This window comes from Novosphingobium sp. (assembly GCF_036803765.1).
Taxonomy (GTDB): domain Bacteria; phylum Pseudomonadota; class Alphaproteobacteria; order Sphingomonadales; family Sphingomonadaceae; genus Novosphingobium.
The window spans coordinates 22,349-38,233 of the sequence record NZ_DAIRTS010000002.1 but is presented as its reverse complement, the minus strand read 5'-3'; the positions used below and the strand labels follow the sequence as shown (position 1 = coordinate 38,233).

14 protein-coding genes are annotated in these 15,885 nt (G+C 66.5%); 6 read left to right on the top strand and 8 right to left on the bottom strand.

Annotated features, from left to right (window positions below):
- Positions 1-37: 37 nt before the first annotated feature.
- The gene (gene mltG / locus V7Q48_RS01285; protein ID WP_333835785.1) at positions 38-1,021 is read left to right on the top strand and encodes an endolytic transglycosylase MltG; all 984 of its coding nucleotides are present in this window, start codon (positions 38-40) and stop codon (positions 1,019-1,021) included.
- A 127-nt stretch (positions 1,022-1,148) separates the two neighbouring features.
- A complete protein-coding gene (locus V7Q48_RS01280; protein ID WP_333835784.1) occupies positions 1,149-1,706 on the top strand; it encodes a 2'-5' RNA ligase family protein in 558 nt (185 codons plus the stop codon).
- A gap of 14 nt (positions 1,707-1,720) precedes the next feature.
- Here V7Q48_RS01280 and V7Q48_RS01275 read toward each other — a convergent pair whose 3' ends face one another.
- The 7 genes from V7Q48_RS01275 to V7Q48_RS01245 all read right to left on the bottom strand — a co-directional run bounded on the left by V7Q48_RS01275 (position 1,721) and on the right by V7Q48_RS01245 (position 10,271).
- Positions 1,721-1,978: a hypothetical protein gene (locus V7Q48_RS01275; protein WP_333835783.1), complete on the bottom strand. Its 258-nt coding sequence runs from the start codon at positions 1,976-1,978 to the stop codon at positions 1,721-1,723.
- A gap of 168 nt (positions 1,979-2,146) precedes the next feature.
- Positions 2,147-3,976 (bottom strand): glycoside hydrolase family 15 protein, encoded by a 1,830-nt coding sequence (locus V7Q48_RS01270; RefSeq protein ID WP_333835782.1) that lies wholly within the window; start codon positions 3,974-3,976, stop codon positions 2,147-2,149.
- Between the two features lie 31 nt (positions 3,977-4,007).
- A complete protein-coding gene (locus V7Q48_RS01265) occupies positions 4,008-4,805 on the bottom strand; it encodes an SDR family NAD(P)-dependent oxidoreductase (RefSeq protein WP_333835781.1) in 798 nt (265 codons plus the stop codon).
- A 44-nt stretch (positions 4,806-4,849) separates the two neighbouring features.
- Entirely contained in the window at positions 4,850-6,394 is a 1,545-nt protein-coding gene (locus tag V7Q48_RS01260) for a GMC family oxidoreductase (RefSeq protein ID WP_333835780.1), read from the bottom strand.
- Positions 6,391-7,707 carry an alpha/beta fold hydrolase gene (locus tag V7Q48_RS01255; RefSeq protein WP_333835779.1) on the bottom strand — a complete coding sequence of 439 codons (1,317 nt, stop codon included), beginning with the start codon at positions 7,705-7,707 and terminating at the stop codon, positions 6,391-6,393. Before V7Q48_RS01255 ends, V7Q48_RS01260 begins: the two co-directional genes overlap by 4 nt.
- On the bottom strand, positions 7,707-9,206 hold the full coding sequence (locus V7Q48_RS01250; protein WP_333835778.1) for an FAD-dependent oxidoreductase: 1,500 nt from the start codon (positions 9,204-9,206) through the stop codon (positions 7,707-7,709). The genes V7Q48_RS01255 and V7Q48_RS01250 overlap by 1 nt, the downstream gene beginning before the upstream one ends.
- A gap of 171 nt (positions 9,207-9,377) precedes the next feature.
- On the bottom strand, positions 9,378-10,271 hold the full coding sequence (locus V7Q48_RS01245; protein WP_333835777.1) for an SDR family oxidoreductase: 894 nt from the start codon (positions 10,269-10,271) through the stop codon (positions 9,378-9,380).
- Between the two features lie 465 nt (positions 10,272-10,736).
- Between V7Q48_RS01245 and V7Q48_RS01240 the strand changes: the two genes are divergently transcribed.
- The 4 genes from V7Q48_RS01240 to V7Q48_RS01225 are packed head-to-tail and all read left to right on the top strand — an operon-like array spanning position 10,737 to position 15,036.
- Positions 10,737-12,902, top strand: a complete 2,166-nt coding sequence (locus V7Q48_RS01240; RefSeq protein WP_333835776.1) for a TonB-dependent siderophore receptor — start codon at positions 10,737-10,739, stop codon at positions 12,900-12,902.
- A gap of 33 nt (positions 12,903-12,935) precedes the next feature.
- Positions 12,936-13,217, top strand: a complete 282-nt coding sequence (locus tag V7Q48_RS01235; RefSeq protein WP_333835775.1) for a hypothetical protein — start codon at positions 12,936-12,938, stop codon at positions 13,215-13,217.
- Positions 13,214-14,764, top strand: coding sequence for a PepSY-associated TM helix domain-containing protein (locus V7Q48_RS01230; RefSeq protein WP_333835774.1), 1,551 nt, complete (start codon positions 13,214-13,216; stop codon positions 14,762-14,764). The genes V7Q48_RS01235 and V7Q48_RS01230 overlap by 4 nt, the downstream gene beginning before the upstream one ends.
- Positions 14,761-15,036, top strand: a complete 276-nt coding sequence (locus V7Q48_RS01225; protein ID WP_333835773.1) for a hypothetical protein — start codon at positions 14,761-14,763, stop codon at positions 15,034-15,036. Before V7Q48_RS01230 ends, V7Q48_RS01225 begins: the two co-directional genes overlap by 4 nt.
- 67 nt (positions 15,037-15,103) lie before the next feature.
- Here the strand turns inward: V7Q48_RS01225 and V7Q48_RS01220 are convergent, their stop codons facing one another.
- Positions 15,104-15,802: a fumarylacetoacetate hydrolase family protein gene (locus V7Q48_RS01220; protein ID WP_333835772.1), complete on the bottom strand. Its 699-nt coding sequence runs from the start codon at positions 15,800-15,802 to the stop codon at positions 15,104-15,106.
- Between the last annotated feature and the right edge of the window lie 83 nt (positions 15,803-15,885).

Sequence of the window (15,885 nt, the reverse complement as noted above, 5' to 3'; positions counted from 1 at the left end):
CGCTCTTGGGCGCCCCCGCAATCGGAAACGCACCCCCATGAAACGCCGCACCGGAACCGTCCGCCTGGCCATCCTGGGGGTGCTGCTCCTCGTGCTCGCATGGGGCGGGCACTTCCTGTGGGGGTGGTACGGCCCGGGGCCCCTGGCCAAGGACAAGGCCTTCGTCGTTCCCGCCGGGGCGAGCATCGGCTCAATCGCGCCAAAGCTCGAGGCCGAGGGCGTCGTGGCATCGGCCAGCACGTTCCGCGCCCGCGCGCGGCTGCTGGGAAGCGACGCCCCGATCAAGGCCGGCGAATTCCAGCTTCCGGCCGGGGCCAGCGGATCGGCCGTCCTCAAGATCCTGCAGGGCGAGGAAGGCACCGTCCGTCGCCTGGTCACCGTGCCCGAGGGGATGCCCTCGATCATGGTGCAGGAACGCCTGATGGCGCAGCCGCTGCTGACTGGCCCGGTCGACGTGCCTGAAGAGGGCAGCGTCCTGCCCGATACCTACGACATCCAGCGCGGCGATACCCGCAAGGCCGTGCTTGGCCGGATGCAGGCGGCGATGCGCAAGACGCTTGCCGCGCTGTGGGCCAAGCGCGGGCCCGACACCGTCGCCACCACGCCCGAAGAGGCCGTGATCCTTGCCTCCATCGTCGAGAAGGAAACCGGCAAGCCGTCGGAGCGGCGCATGGTCGCCGGGCTCTATTCCAACCGGCTGCGCCAGCACATGCTGCTTCAGGCGGACCCCACGATCATCTACCCGATCACCCGGGGCAAGCCGCTGGGCCGTCGTATCCGCCAGAGCGAGATCCAGGCGGTCAACGACTACAACACCTATACGATGACCGGCCTGCCGAAGGCGCCGATCACCAATCCGGGTCGCGACTCGATCGAGGCCGTGCTCCACCCGGCCAAGACCCAAGCGCTCTACATGGTGGCCGACGGCACCGGCGGCCACGTTTTTGCCGATACGCTTCAGGAGCATAATGCCAACGTGGCAAAATGGTTCGCACTGCGGCGTGCCCGCGGTGACCTTTAGGCTGGAATTAACCGATCGAACCTAGTAAAAACCGAATAGGGTGTTTTACGGATTTGCCGAAGGGGACCTTGCGTCTCTCTCCGACTGTTCCGATTTCCCCGTCAACGAACGGCGTGTTCGGGAAGCCATGATGGTTCGGCGCCCTCTGGTCGTCACCGCAAGGTTGCCCGGCACGCTGTTTTCGGTGGTCGAAGGTCTCCGCCGGGCGCACTACCCGATCGAGCGTAACCACGTTCCTGCCCACGTCACGCTGTTCCATGCCCTGCCGCCCTCGGCAGAGCCGGAAGTCCGCCGCCTGCTGGCGAGCGTCGCCCAGTCGACGGCAGCGCCCCCGGGCTGCACCTGCGGACTGACCGATCTTGGCAGCGGAACCGCGATCGCTATCGCCAGTCCGGCCCTGTCCGCGCTGCATCGCGATCTGTCGGTGACGCTGCATGGCCTGCTGGGGATGCAGGATGCAGGCACGCCGCGCTTCCACATCACCATCCAGAACAAGGTGACCAGGGCCGAGGCGCGTGGGCTGCAGGCCACGCTCAAGGGCCGTGTCCTCGATACGCACTTCGCCTTCGCCGGCCTGGATCTGCACCGTCTGGTGCCGGTTGCTATCGCCGGTGGCGCAGGGGCCGGGGAGGGCGGGGCGGCATGGGAGCCGGCGGGCAGCTGGACATTCCGCGGGCGCAGCTGAGCCCCGGCGTCGGTTCAGGTCGTCTCGGTCAACTCGGCAATCTCGAATGTAAAACTGCGCCAGCCGCGCTGCCGCGCCGCATCCGCCGCCGGAGCCTTCTTGCGCTGCGCTTCCGCCAGCGAGCGCCTGTGACCCCAGAAGACCTCGGTCTTGCCGTTCTCCAGAATGGCGACGATTCGCCAGTAATGCGTCAGCGGATCGGCGGTCGGCCCGATCGTCTTGACGTAGCCATCGGGCATCGTCGCGGTGAGATAGCGGCGTTTCCTGGCCATGGCGGATGTCCGTCGCTTACTGCGTCACGGCGCCCACAGCCCACCGCCGCGCTGCGCGTGGGGCGGTGAGCCTGTCGGGTGAAGCGGATCGCGTCATGACGACCGGCATTACATCGCCTCGGAAATCCCAGGCAAGACGTAACCGGACCTCACGGCCTGCGAGCGGCCTCATCCCTCGCAGGCGCTCTGGTCATCCAGCACGGCGATCGTCATTAGCTGCGCGAGATGGCTGAGGCCCTGCGGCAGGTTGCCCAGGAACGAGCAGTCCCGCGGGTCCACCATCTCGGCCAGGATGCCATGGCCATGCGCCAAGCCTTGCGTGATGCGATCGAACCGGGCCTGCGCTTCCTCGCGGCGACCGAAATCGACCAGCGCCTCGATGATCCAGAACGAGCAGGCGAGAAAGCAGCCCTCTTCCTTGTCCATGCCGGTGTAGCGATAATGAAAGTCCCCGGCGCCCAGCTTGCGGTCGAGCGCGGCGATGGTCTTTTCCAGCTTCTCGCGGCCATCGAAGCCGAACCGTACCGCCAGCGCGATCGAGGCATCCAGCTTGTCGCTGCCCGGGTACATGACGAAGGCCTGCTCGCTCTCCGACCAGCATTCGTCCTCGATCCACTGCTTGATCCGATCGCGCTCGCGCGCCCAGCGTTCGCTGCAGGTGGTGGGCAGTTGCCCCTGCTCGGCAAGGTCGACCGCGCGCGCCAGGGCCTGCCAGCAGCTGATCTTGGACATCGTGTAATGCTGGCTCTCTTCCAGCTCCCACATCCCGGCGTCGGGCATGCGCCACCGGTCCGCGCATTCGTCGGCGATGTCCGACAGCAGCCGGGCGCTCTGGCTGTCGAGGATGTTGCCCTTGCCGACGAAGCACGAAGCCGTCTCGAAGATGTCGCCATAGATGCCGTGCTGGTGCTGGAACGAGGCGACGTTGCCCGTGATCACCGGGGCCGAGCCGCGGTATCCGGGCATCTGCCATTCCGAGGTCTGGGGCACGATCTCGCCTTTCAGGCTATAGACCACGCGGCTGCCGTGCCTGCGCAACTGCTTGAGCAGCCATGTGAACGCCGCCTTGGCCTCGGCCTCGAGGCCGGCGGTGAGAAACGCCTTGATGGTATATCCCGCGTCACGCACCCAGGCGTAGCGATAGTCGTAGTTCTTGTTGCCGCCGATCTTTTCGGGAACCGATGTGGTGCCGGCCGCCGCGATGGCCCCCGTCGGCGAATAGACCAGCAGCTTGAGCGCCAGCGCACTGCGCAGGAAGGTATCGCGGTTATGGCCGGTGTACGTGACCTGGTTCGCCCAGGCGGTCCATTCCCGGTGCGACACGTCGATGCGCTGGTCGATCTCCTCGATCGCGGGGGCCACCAGCGGTTCGTCGCTCCCCGCCACGATCGCCAGCGTCTTGCGCTCGCCCGCGGAGATGCGGAACGTGCCGGTGACGCCCTCGTCCGACCAGCGGCATTCGACGCCGGGGCTGTGCAGGAACAGGCCCAGCACGTCATGGACATGGAACACGGTGTGTGCGCCGATGGTCGAGTGATAGGGATTGACCGTCCCGCCCCGTCGACCCGGCTTCATCGTGACGTGGAATTCCAGCGTTCCTTCCAGACCGTCGACGCGGCGGGCAAGCTCTGCCCATGGCAGTCGGCCGGCCGTCCCGCTGTTCAGCGATTCCGTCACCTTGGCCCGCCCGGCCTGGGTGGTGAAGACGGTCTCCAGCACGTTGCTGTCGGGCAGGTAATGGCGCTCGATCTCGAAGGCATCCACCGGCTGGATGACGAAACTGCCGCCGCATTGCGCATCGAGCAGGCGATCGAACAGCGGCAGCGAATCCATGTTGGGCACGCACCACCAGTCGATCGATCCATCCGCCCCGGACAGGGCGATCGACCGGCCGTCACCCAGCGCGCCGTACCGGGCCAGCGGCAGGTAGCCATCGGTCCGGTCGATGTGCGGGGCATGGTCGCGCTCGGTCGACAGCCAGCGGAGCGGGCTCTTCATGCCGGAACGGCCATGGCGTGACCGGGCGCCCTCACAGCGTCTGGACCGATCCGGAATCGACCCGCATGTTGGCGCCATTGATGAAGCTGGCCCGTTCCGAGCACAGGAACACCACCATGGCGGCGACTTCCTCGGGCCGGCCGCGACGCTTGAGCACCATGCCGGGGCGCTCTTCATCGAGGAAGCTGGCGATCGCCTCGTCGACGCTGGTGCCGCGCTCATCGGCGCGCTTGGCCATCATCTTGTCGGTCATCGGCGTCGCGATGAAAGCGGGCGACACGCAATTGACCAGCACGTTGTCGCCGCCATAGGCCTTCGACAGACCCTTCGCGAGTGCGAGGACCCCGGCCTTCGCCGCGCAATAGGGCAGCTCGTCGATATAGGGCTGGACCGCATCTTCGGATGCGAAGAGCACGACGCGGCCCCACTTGCGCGCACGCATCGCCGGGATGGCCACGCGCGCCATGCGCACCGCCCCCATGAGGTCGATGTTCAGCGTCTCGAGCCAGCCATCGTCGCCGATGTCGAGGAAGTCGGCCTGGGCGCCGGTGATCCCGGCGGCATTGACGAGGATGTCGGGCGAACCGAGCGAGGCCTCGACCTTGGCATACATCGCGCTCACGTCGTCATCTTTGGTGACGTCGGCCACGAACCCGGCGACTTGCCCCAGGTGTTCCAGCTCGTGCAGCGCTTCGTCCAGGCTTTGGCGAGACTGGTCGGTGATGGCGACGCGGGCCCCTTCGGCCAGCAGCATGCGCGCCGTCTCACGGCCCATGCCGCTGTCTGCGCCGCTGACGAGGGCGATCTTGCCGTCCAGCTGGAAATCCATCGTTCGAACTCCTTTTCAAAATCGGGCCGCGGGGCAGGGGTGGCTCATGCCGCCCGCTCGGCCCCGTGGTTCAGGAACAGGTCTGCGGTGCGCAGGGACAGCGCCATGATCGTCAGTGCGGGGTTGGCCGCCAGCGCGCTGGGAAAGATCGAGTTGTCGCAGATGTAGAGGTTGTCGACGTCGAAGCTGCGGCCCGCGTGATCGACCACGGCCGTATCGCCGGCAGTGCCCATCCGGCATGTGCCGATGGTGTGCGCCGAGCGTTGCGCTGCGAAGATATCCCTCGCGCCAGCGGCTTCCCACACTTGCGACATGACTGAAATGGCATGGCGGTCGATGCGGGTCTCGTTCTCACCGTAGGAGAAATCGATGCGTGCCTTGGCGATGCCGAACGCGTCCGTTTCATCGGACAAGGTCAGCCGGTTGCGCTCCGACGGGAGGCACTCGCCGTTGATGCCGATGCCGGCCAGATGGTTGTAGCTATCCATCAACTGCACTAGGCGCGGTCCCCAGATGCCGCTGCGGGCCAGGGTGTTGGCGATCGTCCCGGGTTGCACGCCCAGGCTCTGCACCAGGTATCCTCCAACGAAATCCGCGCCTGCGGGTCGCACCATGTCCTCGGTGATCAGCGAGGAGGGGTAGCCGTGGTTCATGGTCATCGCCTCGTCGAAGCGGCCCCAGACCTGCGTCGCGACATGCGCCATGAAATTGCGCCCGACCTGGCCGCTCGAGTTGGCGAGGTCGAGATGCAGCAGTAGCCTGGGCGTCTCGATGCCACCGGCGCATAGGAACAGCGCGCGGCAGCGCTGCCGGCGATCAACGCCGTCTTCCCGGTAGATCACCGCCGTCACGCGCCCCCGTCCGTCGCGCTCCACGTCGATCACGCGGCATCGAGCACGGATTTCCGCGCCATGGGCGACGGCGAGCGGAAGGTAGGTCACGCTGGTGGTCGCCTTGGACGCAACGCGGCAACCTTGGTGGCAGGCCCCGCAATTGACGCAGGCCTGCCGCTGGCCCCACGCGGGGGCGACGGTGTCGCGGGTGACGAGCGCCGCCGGTGCATCGGTGGCGGTGATGCCCAGCGCCGCGCAGCCCCTTGCCATGGCATGGGCCGGCGCGTTGCGCGCGCAAGCCGGCTGGGGGTAACGGCGGGCCAGGTCCCACGGATAGTCGGCCGGGCCGGACACCTGGATGAACTGTTCGACCTCCTCGACATAGCTGATCAGCGCGTTGTGCGCGATCGGCCAGTCCTCGCCCTGACCGGTCATGGTCCGAAGCTGGAGGTCGCGCGGATCGGGGCGCGGGCAGAAGGCGCCCCAGTGCAGCGTCGACCCGCCGACGCCCATCCCGGAGTTGTTGGCACCGAACGCCGTCGGCGTATCGCCGCCGCTCAGGCGTTCCTCCATCCAGTAAATGTCGGCATCGGTTTCGTCGGGCGTATGCTCGGCGGGCGTGAAGCCGCGCCCGGCTTCGAGCTCCACGACCGACAGACCCGCTGCGGCAAGGCGCGCGGCCAGTGGCGCGCCGCCGGCGCCCGTACCCACGATCACGGCATCGACCACGTCGTCGTTGGCATGGCGCCGGGTCATGCCGCCACTCCCACGCGATCGTTCGTCCTTGGTGCCAGCATGTCGATGCCCGGTCGGGCCCCGTCACCCCCCGTTGCCACGCCATCGTAGCCGATCCGCGCCATGGTCATCGGCAGCGACATCCAGGTCTGCGCGATCTGCGCGCGCGCATCGGCGAACCAGAGGCGCCATTGCCGGGTGGTGAGCGAGGGATGCGAGAAGTCGCCTGCGTCCAGACCCTCCAGATCGGCCGCCGTGATCGTCGGCCCATTCGCCATACCGGCAAGCCCATCGAGCGCCAGGCTCCAGGCATCGCGGTCGGCCGGCAGGTCGGCAAAGCGCCAGCCATCGCCAGGGCCTTGCGCAATGGCTGCTTCCACTCTGCGGGCAAGCAGTTCGGGGTGATCGACGCCGGGCACCACGAGGTCGACCAGGGCACACAGCGTGCGGCGCTGGGTTTCGTCGAGAAAGCCGGGGCTATGCGCACCCAGCGGAAAACGGCGTGCCATGAGGACACGGCGCGTGCGACGCGACGTGCGCGTCGATGCCAGAAGGCTTGCGAACCCGGGCGGTAACGCGAATTGCCGACACGCCTGCCAGTGCCGCGCGATATGGTCCGCCAACACGTGGGGCTGCTCATAGGGGATGAGGTGCGCCGCTCCATCGACGACATCGAGCCTGCCATTGCCGAAATGGGGCAGGTTGAGCTGGCGCTGCGCATCCGCGCCGAGATCGCCATCGCACGCACCGGCCAGCAGCAGCGCGGGGAGCTCCAATGTGCCGACGAAGCCCGACCAGTCTTCAAGGCTGCCCCGCTGCATCCATGCGCGCCATGCGTCGCCATTGGACCGGCGCACGTCGGAAAGAGCTTGGTCGAAGGCGAGGGACTCGAGCGCGGATGCCGTATTCGCCTCGATGAACTCGACGGCATGCTGCGGCGCAATGGTGCCGGTTTTCCACCATTGCAGCATCTTGGTACGGCGCGCCTCGTCCATCGGCTCGGGCGAGGGCGGCGAGGCGGCGACCAGGACCACCCCGGCCAGCCCGGACAATCCCTGCTCGCCGCTCATGGCGCGCGCCGCGACGATCGTCGCCAGCTTGCCGCCCATGCTGTGGCCAACGATCATCCATGCCGTCGCGCCATCCGCCCTGATCGCATCGCAAATGTCGTCTGCCATCTGCTCGACCGCGAAATCGTCATCTCCGCGGCGCGTGCCGAAGCCGGGCAAGTCGAGCGCCACGCAGCTATATCTATCGCCCAGCGCCTGTTGGACGTCGCCCCACTCGGCGGCGCTCGACCCCAGGGCGTGGAGCAGGAACAGGGTGGGGCGCATCAACGCGCTTCCCATCCGGCTTCGGTTTGCAGGCTCTGGCGATCACGCCCGCACGTCAGCAGCGCCTGGTCGGCCCCGTCTTCGCGGAAGACGATGGCGACATCCTGGGCGGCGGGCTCCCCGTCGATGATCCTGTCGTCGGTGTCGCTGGCATGGCCGACATAGCGAAGGTTGAGGTCGAACTGTCCCGACCAGAAGAAGGGTATGGCGTCGTACGCATCCGTCTCAAGGCCCAGCCAGGTGCGCGCCAGCCATTGACCCATGCGTTGCGCCACGACCCAGTGTTCGACGCGGATGCGGTGGCCCAGGCGCGGATCAGGATATGAGGCGACATCCCCGATAGCGTGGATATGCGGATCGCTCGTGCGCAGGTAAGCGTCGACCAGAATGCCACCGCCATCTTCGTCCGATGCCATCTCCAGCCCTGCCTTTTCGGCAAGGCCGACGCGCGGCCTGACCCCGGTTCCGGCGATGATCATGTCGCCGGCGATGCGCGTGCCATCATCCAGCGTCGCATGGCCGCCATCCCACGACGTGACCTCGCGCCCCAGATGAAACGACACGCCGTTGTCGCGATGCAGGTCGTGGACGACAGCGCCCATCTCCGGGCCGACGGTCTTCGCCAGCGGAATCTCGTCCGGCGCAACCACGGTCACCTGCAGCCCGCGCTTGCGCAGCGAGGAGGCAGCTTCGAGTGCGATATAGCTGGCGCCGAGCACGATGGCATGGCGCCCGGTCTTGCAGGCAGCGATCAGGCGATCGGCATCCGCCAGCGTACGTAAGGTAAAGACGTCATCACGCGCACTTCCCGCAAATTCCGCGACGATCGGTTCTGCCCCCGTCGCAATAACGAGCTTGTCATAGCCTAAGCGCTCCCCCGCCGCAGTTTCGATTTCGCGTTCGGCGACCCGGATCGCGCGGATTACCTCGTGACGAATGTTTACGCGCGTACCGGGCAGGGGCAGGGCCGCATCCTCGCGGCTGCTGTCGCCGGCAAGGTAGGCCTTGGAGCAGGCGGTGCGATCGTAAGGCGCGTCGCTGTCATCGCTGAACAGCACCAGGCTGCCTGCGGCGCCATGCCGCGCCATCATCTCGGCCAGGGCATGGGCAGCGGCGCCACCACCGATCACGACGATCCGTTCGGACACGCTATTCGACGGCGCCGTGCGCTCACCGGGGGCAAGTTCCCCGGTGATGCGGATCTTGCCGTCCTCTTCGGCTACGGCATAGAGCTGCAGCGGCTCGAACGCGGGCGCATCGACCGCCTCGCCCGTGGTGATATCGAACCGGGCGTGGTGCAGAGGGCACCGCAGCGTGTCACCGACCAGAATACCGTCGGCGAGCGATCCCTTGAGGTGGGTGCACACGCCCGAGAGCGCGCAGAGCGAACCATTGCGGCGAACGACGACGACATCCTGGCCGTCAAAGGTGCCGGCTCCGATCCCGCCCTCGTTGACAAGGCTGCTATCGACGCCCTCGGCGAAATCCGGCTTGCTCATCGGTGCCTCACGAAAAGGATGTGTGGATACGCCTGGGCCGCCATGGCCGGGCGCGACGGAAGGCATTCGCAGCGAAAGGGCTGCGAACGGTTCGGTAGTTCATGCCCTGCTGGGCTGGGCGTGGGTTTTGAGGGGCGAGGACGCGCGGGTTTCGCGCCCCCGCCGCACAGGTCAGGCGACGCCTGCCCCGCCCGTCACGCCGTAGACTTCGCCGGAAATGAAGCTGGCTTCCTGGCTGGCGAGAAGGACATAGACCGGGGCGATCTCCACCGGCTGGCCCGGACGTCCGAACTGGCTTTCTTCGCCGAACTGCATCACCGCTTCGGGCGGCTGCCCGCCCGAGGACTGCAGCGGAGTCCAGAACGGGCCGGGTGCCACGACATTGGCCCTGATGCCCTTTTCCAGCAGTTGCTTGGCCAAAGCCTTGGTATAGGCGACGATGCCGGCCTTGGTCGTCGCGTAGTCGAGCAGGATTGCCGACGGATCATAGGCCTGGACCGAGGCCGTGGTGATCACGGAAGCGCCGGCCGGCAGGTGCGGAACGGCGGCCTGGGTGATCCAGTGCATCGCGTAGAGGTTGGTCTTCATGGTCTTGTCGAAGTCTTCCGACGTGACCTTGGAGATGTCTTCACGGTTCTGCTGGCGACCGGCGTTGATCACCAGGATGTCCAATCCGCCGAGCTTTTCCACGGCCTCGGCCACCATCTGCCGCGACCATGCCTCGTCGGTGATGTCGCCCGGCAGGTCCACCGCCACGCGCCCGTCGGCTCCGATCAGGTCGAGCACATCGCGGGCGTCGGCACGCTCGGCCGGCAGGTATGAAATCGCCACATCGGCACCTTCGCGGGCAAACGCGATCGCGGCGGCGCGGCCGATGCCGCTGTCACCACCGGTGATCAGCGCCTTGCGGCCGGCGAGCTTGCCTGAACCCTTGTAGCTCGTTTCACCGTGGTCGGGGACGGGATCCATCTTGGTGGTCGATCCCGGTACAGGCTGCGGCTGGCGGGGAAACGGCGGACCGGGATACTGGGTGCGCGGATCCTGCATGGTCAGGCGGTCGGGCATCGAAACGTCTCCAGGTACGGGGGTAAACCGGCGGGTATCTCGGCAGTTCGGCATGGCCAAACCGCTGACCCGGCGGCTGAAATGGTGACATCGTTGTGCCATGTCCTGTGGTGAATGCCTCAAGGCGTCCAACGATCCGATCGGATCGCCGGACTTGCCCGAAGGACACAGTGATTTTGCCTAGCTCTGCGTCGAACGGTGTTGGAGGCGCGATGGTCGGTCACGATCTTCCCCGCCATCCACAATGTCGTGCTTGCCCCGTGAAATTTTGAACCGCTGTGGCAAATCGCTCGCTTCGCGTGCTCTGGCCTAGCTCGTATCTGTTCGCACCGGTTGCCGCTTCACGTGCAGCCCGCATCACTTCCATCGCGCAGGATCAGTTACTTACGACGCTAATGATAATGATTTGCATAACGATGTTTTGTCGGTATGGGTCCCTCGCAAGCAAACGGGGACCAACCAATCATGTCTGTGACTTTCGCTCTCATGGCCGCAGCCGCCACGGCATCGCCGCTGGCCGCCGATGCATCCACGCCGGGTTCGAACGATGGGATCGTCGTCACGGGCGCACGCACCGAGCAGAGCGACGACTATACGACCGCCAGCCAGACGACGACGACGCGCTTCCCGATCTCTCAGCGCGAGACGCCGCAGTCGGTCAGCATCGTGACCCGGGCGCAAATCGATGATTTCAAGCTGAACGACGTCAACGCCCTGCTCGCGACCGTGCCCGGCCTCAACGTGCAGGCGGCGGAGACGGACCGCGTCTATTACTCGGCGCGCGGTTTCGATATCCAGACGTTCCAGATCGACGGCATCGGCCTGCCGTTCGCGTTCGAGGTGCAGACCGGCTCCATCGACACGGCCATCTACGACCATATCGAGGTGTTGAAGGGCGCGCCTGGCCTGCTTTCGTCCACCGGCAATCCGTCGGCCGTCATCAACTTCATCCGCAAGCGACCGCTCAAGACCTTCCAGGCCTCCGCCGGCGCGCAATACGGCTCGTACAACGACCTTCGCCTCGACGGCGACGTCAGCGTGCCGCTGGTGAAGGACGGCAGCATGCGCGCCCGCGCCGTTGGCGTCTTCGACGACAGCGATTCCTACCTCGACCGCTATCACCTGCGCCGCTGGACCGGCTATGGCATCCTCGAGGCCGACCTGGGTCCCGACACCGTGGTGAGTGCGGGCTATGGCCACCAGGACCATCGCAGCCGCGGCGCCATGTGGGGGGCGCTGCCGATCTATTACACCGACGGCACGCGCATCGACTTACCGCGTTCGGCCAATACCGGGCCCGACTGGGCCGGATGGCATGTGATCGACCGGCAGATTTTCGGTGACCTCACGCAACACTTCAACGCCGACTGGGTGGCGCGCGTGATCGTCAATCGGCGCGCGGTGAGCGAAGATGATGCATTGTTCTACGTCTACAACAATCCCAGCCGCGCCTTCGCCAACGGCATCGACCCGTCGCTGAATGCCAATGGCGGCAACGTGCGCGCCTATCCCGGCGCGTTCAGGGCCGAAACGCGCAGCCTGACGGTGGATGCCTATGTCGCGGGCAAGCTGTCCGCTTTCGGGCGGGACCACGACGTGATGCTGGGCGTGAACCGCAGCGCGCAAAACTACATCCAGCTGTCCAGCTACGATAGCAGCGCCATCGGCGCCGTCCCGCTATCGCTTACCCAGATTTTCGACGGCAGCTTCCCGCGCCCCAATTTCCCGACGACCTTCGACACCAGCTTTGCCGCAAGCAGCAACACCACGACGAAGCGCGAGACGGCCTATGGCCTTGTCCGGCTCAACCTTGCAGACCCGCTGAAAGTCATGATCGGCGCGAACGTCACGCACGCGACGAGCAAGGGTTTCTCGTACGGCGCCAACATGAACTACGACACGACGCGGGTGCTGCCCTTCGTCGGCGCGACGTACGATCTGGGGTCGAACGTCAGCGCCTATGCCAGCTACGCGACCATCTTCAACCCGCAGACCCAGACGACGACCGAACGGACGCTGATCGAACCCGTGACCGGTGACAATCTCGAGGCGGGGCTGAAGGCCGAGTGGTTCGAAGGGCGGATGAACGCCAGCGTCGCCGTCTTCCAGGCCCGGCAAAAACATCTCGCCGATTCCGCCGGGTTCGATGCGACCATCGGCCAGACGGTCTACACCCCCATCGACGCCACGTCGCAGGGCGTCGAGCTGGAGTTCGGCGGGCAGGTCGCGCCGGGCCTGCAGGCGACGGGCGGCTATACCGCCATGCGCATTCGCGACAACGACGACCGACCGGTGCGGACTTTCGTGCCGCGTCACACCGTCCGCCTGAACCTGACCTATTCGCCGCCGACGCTCGCCGCACTCAAGCTGGGCGCGGCGGTCCAGTATCAAAGCAAGATCTATCTGGAGCCCAAGGGTATTCTCACCACCGCAGGCACGCAGGTGCGGATCGATCAACCGGGCTATGCGCTGCTCGACCTGCTGGCGGCGTACAAGCTGACGCCCAACCTCTCGGTCAGCGCCAACCTGCGCAACGTCACCAACGTCAAATACCTGACCGCGCTCAACTATGACCAGGGCTATTACGGCGCGCCGCGCACGGTCCTCGGCACGATCAGCCTGAAGTATTGAGGCAGGCCGATGTCAGGAACGGCTCATAAGTGGATGCGCATCGCTTTCGCCGGCCCCGGCGCGGTGATCGTGGCCGTGGTGGTGATGGCGGGGATGAGCCTGTGGCTGCCCCGCGGTGCGGCCGGCATCGACAATCTGGTCGTGCCGCTGGTCCTCGTGCCGCTGATCTGGGCCGGGCTGTTCTTCCATGCCTGCCTCGACGCGAAGCTGTGGCGGGTCGCCGTGGTCGCAACCGGGCTGCTTCTCGTACACGGCGCCCTCGTCGCACACCGGTTTCTCGAGCGAAAACCGGTCGTGGCGGAGGCGCGCCCATGATCCAATTGGCCAAGAACCAGACCAAGCTGATGATCGCGGTGCACGGCTGGTCGGGCATCCTGCTCGGCTTGCTGCTCTATGCCGTGGTCATCACCGGCATGGCCGCCGTCTTCGCCGACGAAATCGGCGCGTGGTCGGCCGGCCACATCGAGACGCGCTCTGCCTTCGAGCGGCCTTTCGGCAGCGCGCTGCGGGCGCTGGGCGAACGGACACCGCCCAAATATCATGACGGTGTCGACCTGTTCGAGGTGGGTGATCACGACCTCGGCGTCTTCTTTCACCGGCACGAGACCGATGCTGGCGGCACGCTCATCAGTCGGGGCATGTTCTACGAACTGGGCAAGGACGGCCGCGTGATCCACACGCAGGCCGGAACCAACGAGGACGTCTATGGCGCGCGCAACGACAATGCGCTGAGCAGCTTCCTCGTCGACACGCATGTCCGTCTGCACGTGCCCAACCCCTGGGGGCTGCTGCTCACCGGGATCCTCGGCCTCGGCATGCTGGTTGCGGCGATTTCGGGGCTGTTGATCCATCGCCACCTGTTCAAGGATATCTTCACCCTGCGGCGCAAGGCGAAGCCGATCCTGCTCAACCGCGACCGCCACAGCGTCGCCGGCACCTGGAGCCTGCCCTTTGCCTTCATCCTCGCCTTCACCGGCAGCTTCTTCTCCTTCTATGGCACCGTCGGCATGCCCATCGTCGTCATGGCGGCATTCGGCGGCGACATGCAGGCCATGACCGAGGAGGTGTTCGGCAATCCCGGCAAGCCCGACCCGCGTCCCGTCGCCATCGGCAACATCGACCGGATCACCTCCGACGCGATCCGCCGTGCGGGCACACCCCCGACTTTCGTGACGATCGAGAATTTCGGCCGTGCCGATGCCAAGGTGACCACGTACCATGCCCCACCCAGCGGCGACATCGCGCCGGTCAGCCTGCTCTACAATGGCGCGACCGCACGCTTCGAGCAGACCAAGCCGCTGATCGGCAAGGCTCCGTCCGCCGGTGGAACGCTGGTCGCGATCATGTCGCCGCTGCATTTCGGCAATTTCGCGGGCCTCCTGTCGAAGGCGATCTGGTTCGGGCTCGGGTTCGCCATGTGCTACGTCACCTTCACGGGCCTGCGTCTCTGGCTGGTCCGGCGCGAGGAGGCCATGCGGTCGCTGGAGTGGCTGGACCGCACGGTTACGGTGGTGGGACTGGGCCTGCCCTTCGCGCTGGTCTGCGCCGCCGCCGCCTTCCTGATCGCCATGCCACTCGGGACGGCCGTCACCTGGACGACGGGCGGCTTCCTGATCGCGTCGGCAGCGGTCATCGTGGCAGGCATGCTCTGGCCGACCGCGGCGGGCCTTGGCCATGCCGTTCAGCGGGCAACGGGCATGGCGATGCTGCTGCTCCCGCCGCTGCGCCTGCTGACCGGCGGGCCGGGCTGGGCGACTGCAATCATGGCCGAGCAGCCAATCATCGTCGCGCTCGACATGGCCCTGCTCGCGGCGGGCGGCGCGATGATGTGGCGCGGACGGCGCCTGCAGGCGTCCCGATGAGCCTGCTCCTCATCGCGACCATTGCCATTTCCGGCGGCCTCCTCCTGCTGCTGGCGCTGGGCGATCCCAAACGACGCAGGACAGCCGCCGTGAAGAGCGGCGCGCAGGGCACCGCCGTGCGGCGCCTTCTGGTCGGGGCGAGCCTGTCGCCCGGCGCTGCCTGGATCGCCAGCGGGGATGCCGCGGCCTTCCTCATCTGGTTCGGCGGCTGCGCCATGGCCGGCTGGCTGGTGACGCTGGTGCTGGCCCGGGGTTGGCTCGACCCGCGCTAAGCCACAAAAGGCGCATCATGGCCACGCGGAGCGGTCGAGAAGTATCGCTGAGCCGATCCAAAAAGCGTCAGTCATCGGCGGGTTGTCCGACCGTGATGACCGTGTCGCTGAGACCGTCGATCGATACGACGATGGTGTCGCCGGGCACCACTGCGCCCACGCCTGCCGGGGTCCCGGTATAGATCAGGTCGCCCGCCTCGAGCTTGAAAGCGCGCGACAAGTAGGCGATCAATGCCGGGATCGGGTGGATCAGGTCGGCCAAGTCGGCCTGCTGCCGCACCTCGCCGTTCAATGTCAGGCTGATGGCGCCGGTGGTCATCTCGCCGGTTTCGGACAGCGGGTGGATCAGGCCCAGCGGCGAGGACTGCTCCACGTTCTTGCCTGCGTCCCAGGGGCGGCCCTTGCCACGCGCTTCCAGCTGCAGATCGCGGCGGGTCATGTCGAGCCCGGTGGCATAGCCATAGACATGGCCCAGGGCGTCCGCCGCCGCGATGTTGCGCCCGCCCTTGCCGATCGCGACGACCAGTTCGGCTTCGTAATGGAAGTTGGCAGTCATCGACGGGTAGGCCATGACCGACCCGCTCGGGATCACCGTCTCGGCCCACTTGGTGAAGTAGAAGGGTGCCTCGCGATCGACCTCGGCGCCCATTTCCTTGGCGTGATCGGCATAGTTGCGGCCGATGCAGAAGATGTGGCGCACAGGGAAATCGTGGCCATCGCTGGTCTTCGCCAGGACGGGAGCGGGGGTTTCGAACAACTGGGTCACAGGTTTACCTCACGAAAGAGATCGAGCTTCATCTGGGCGGCCTTGTCGGAATAGGCGAACAGGAGCAGTTCCGTCGACGCCCG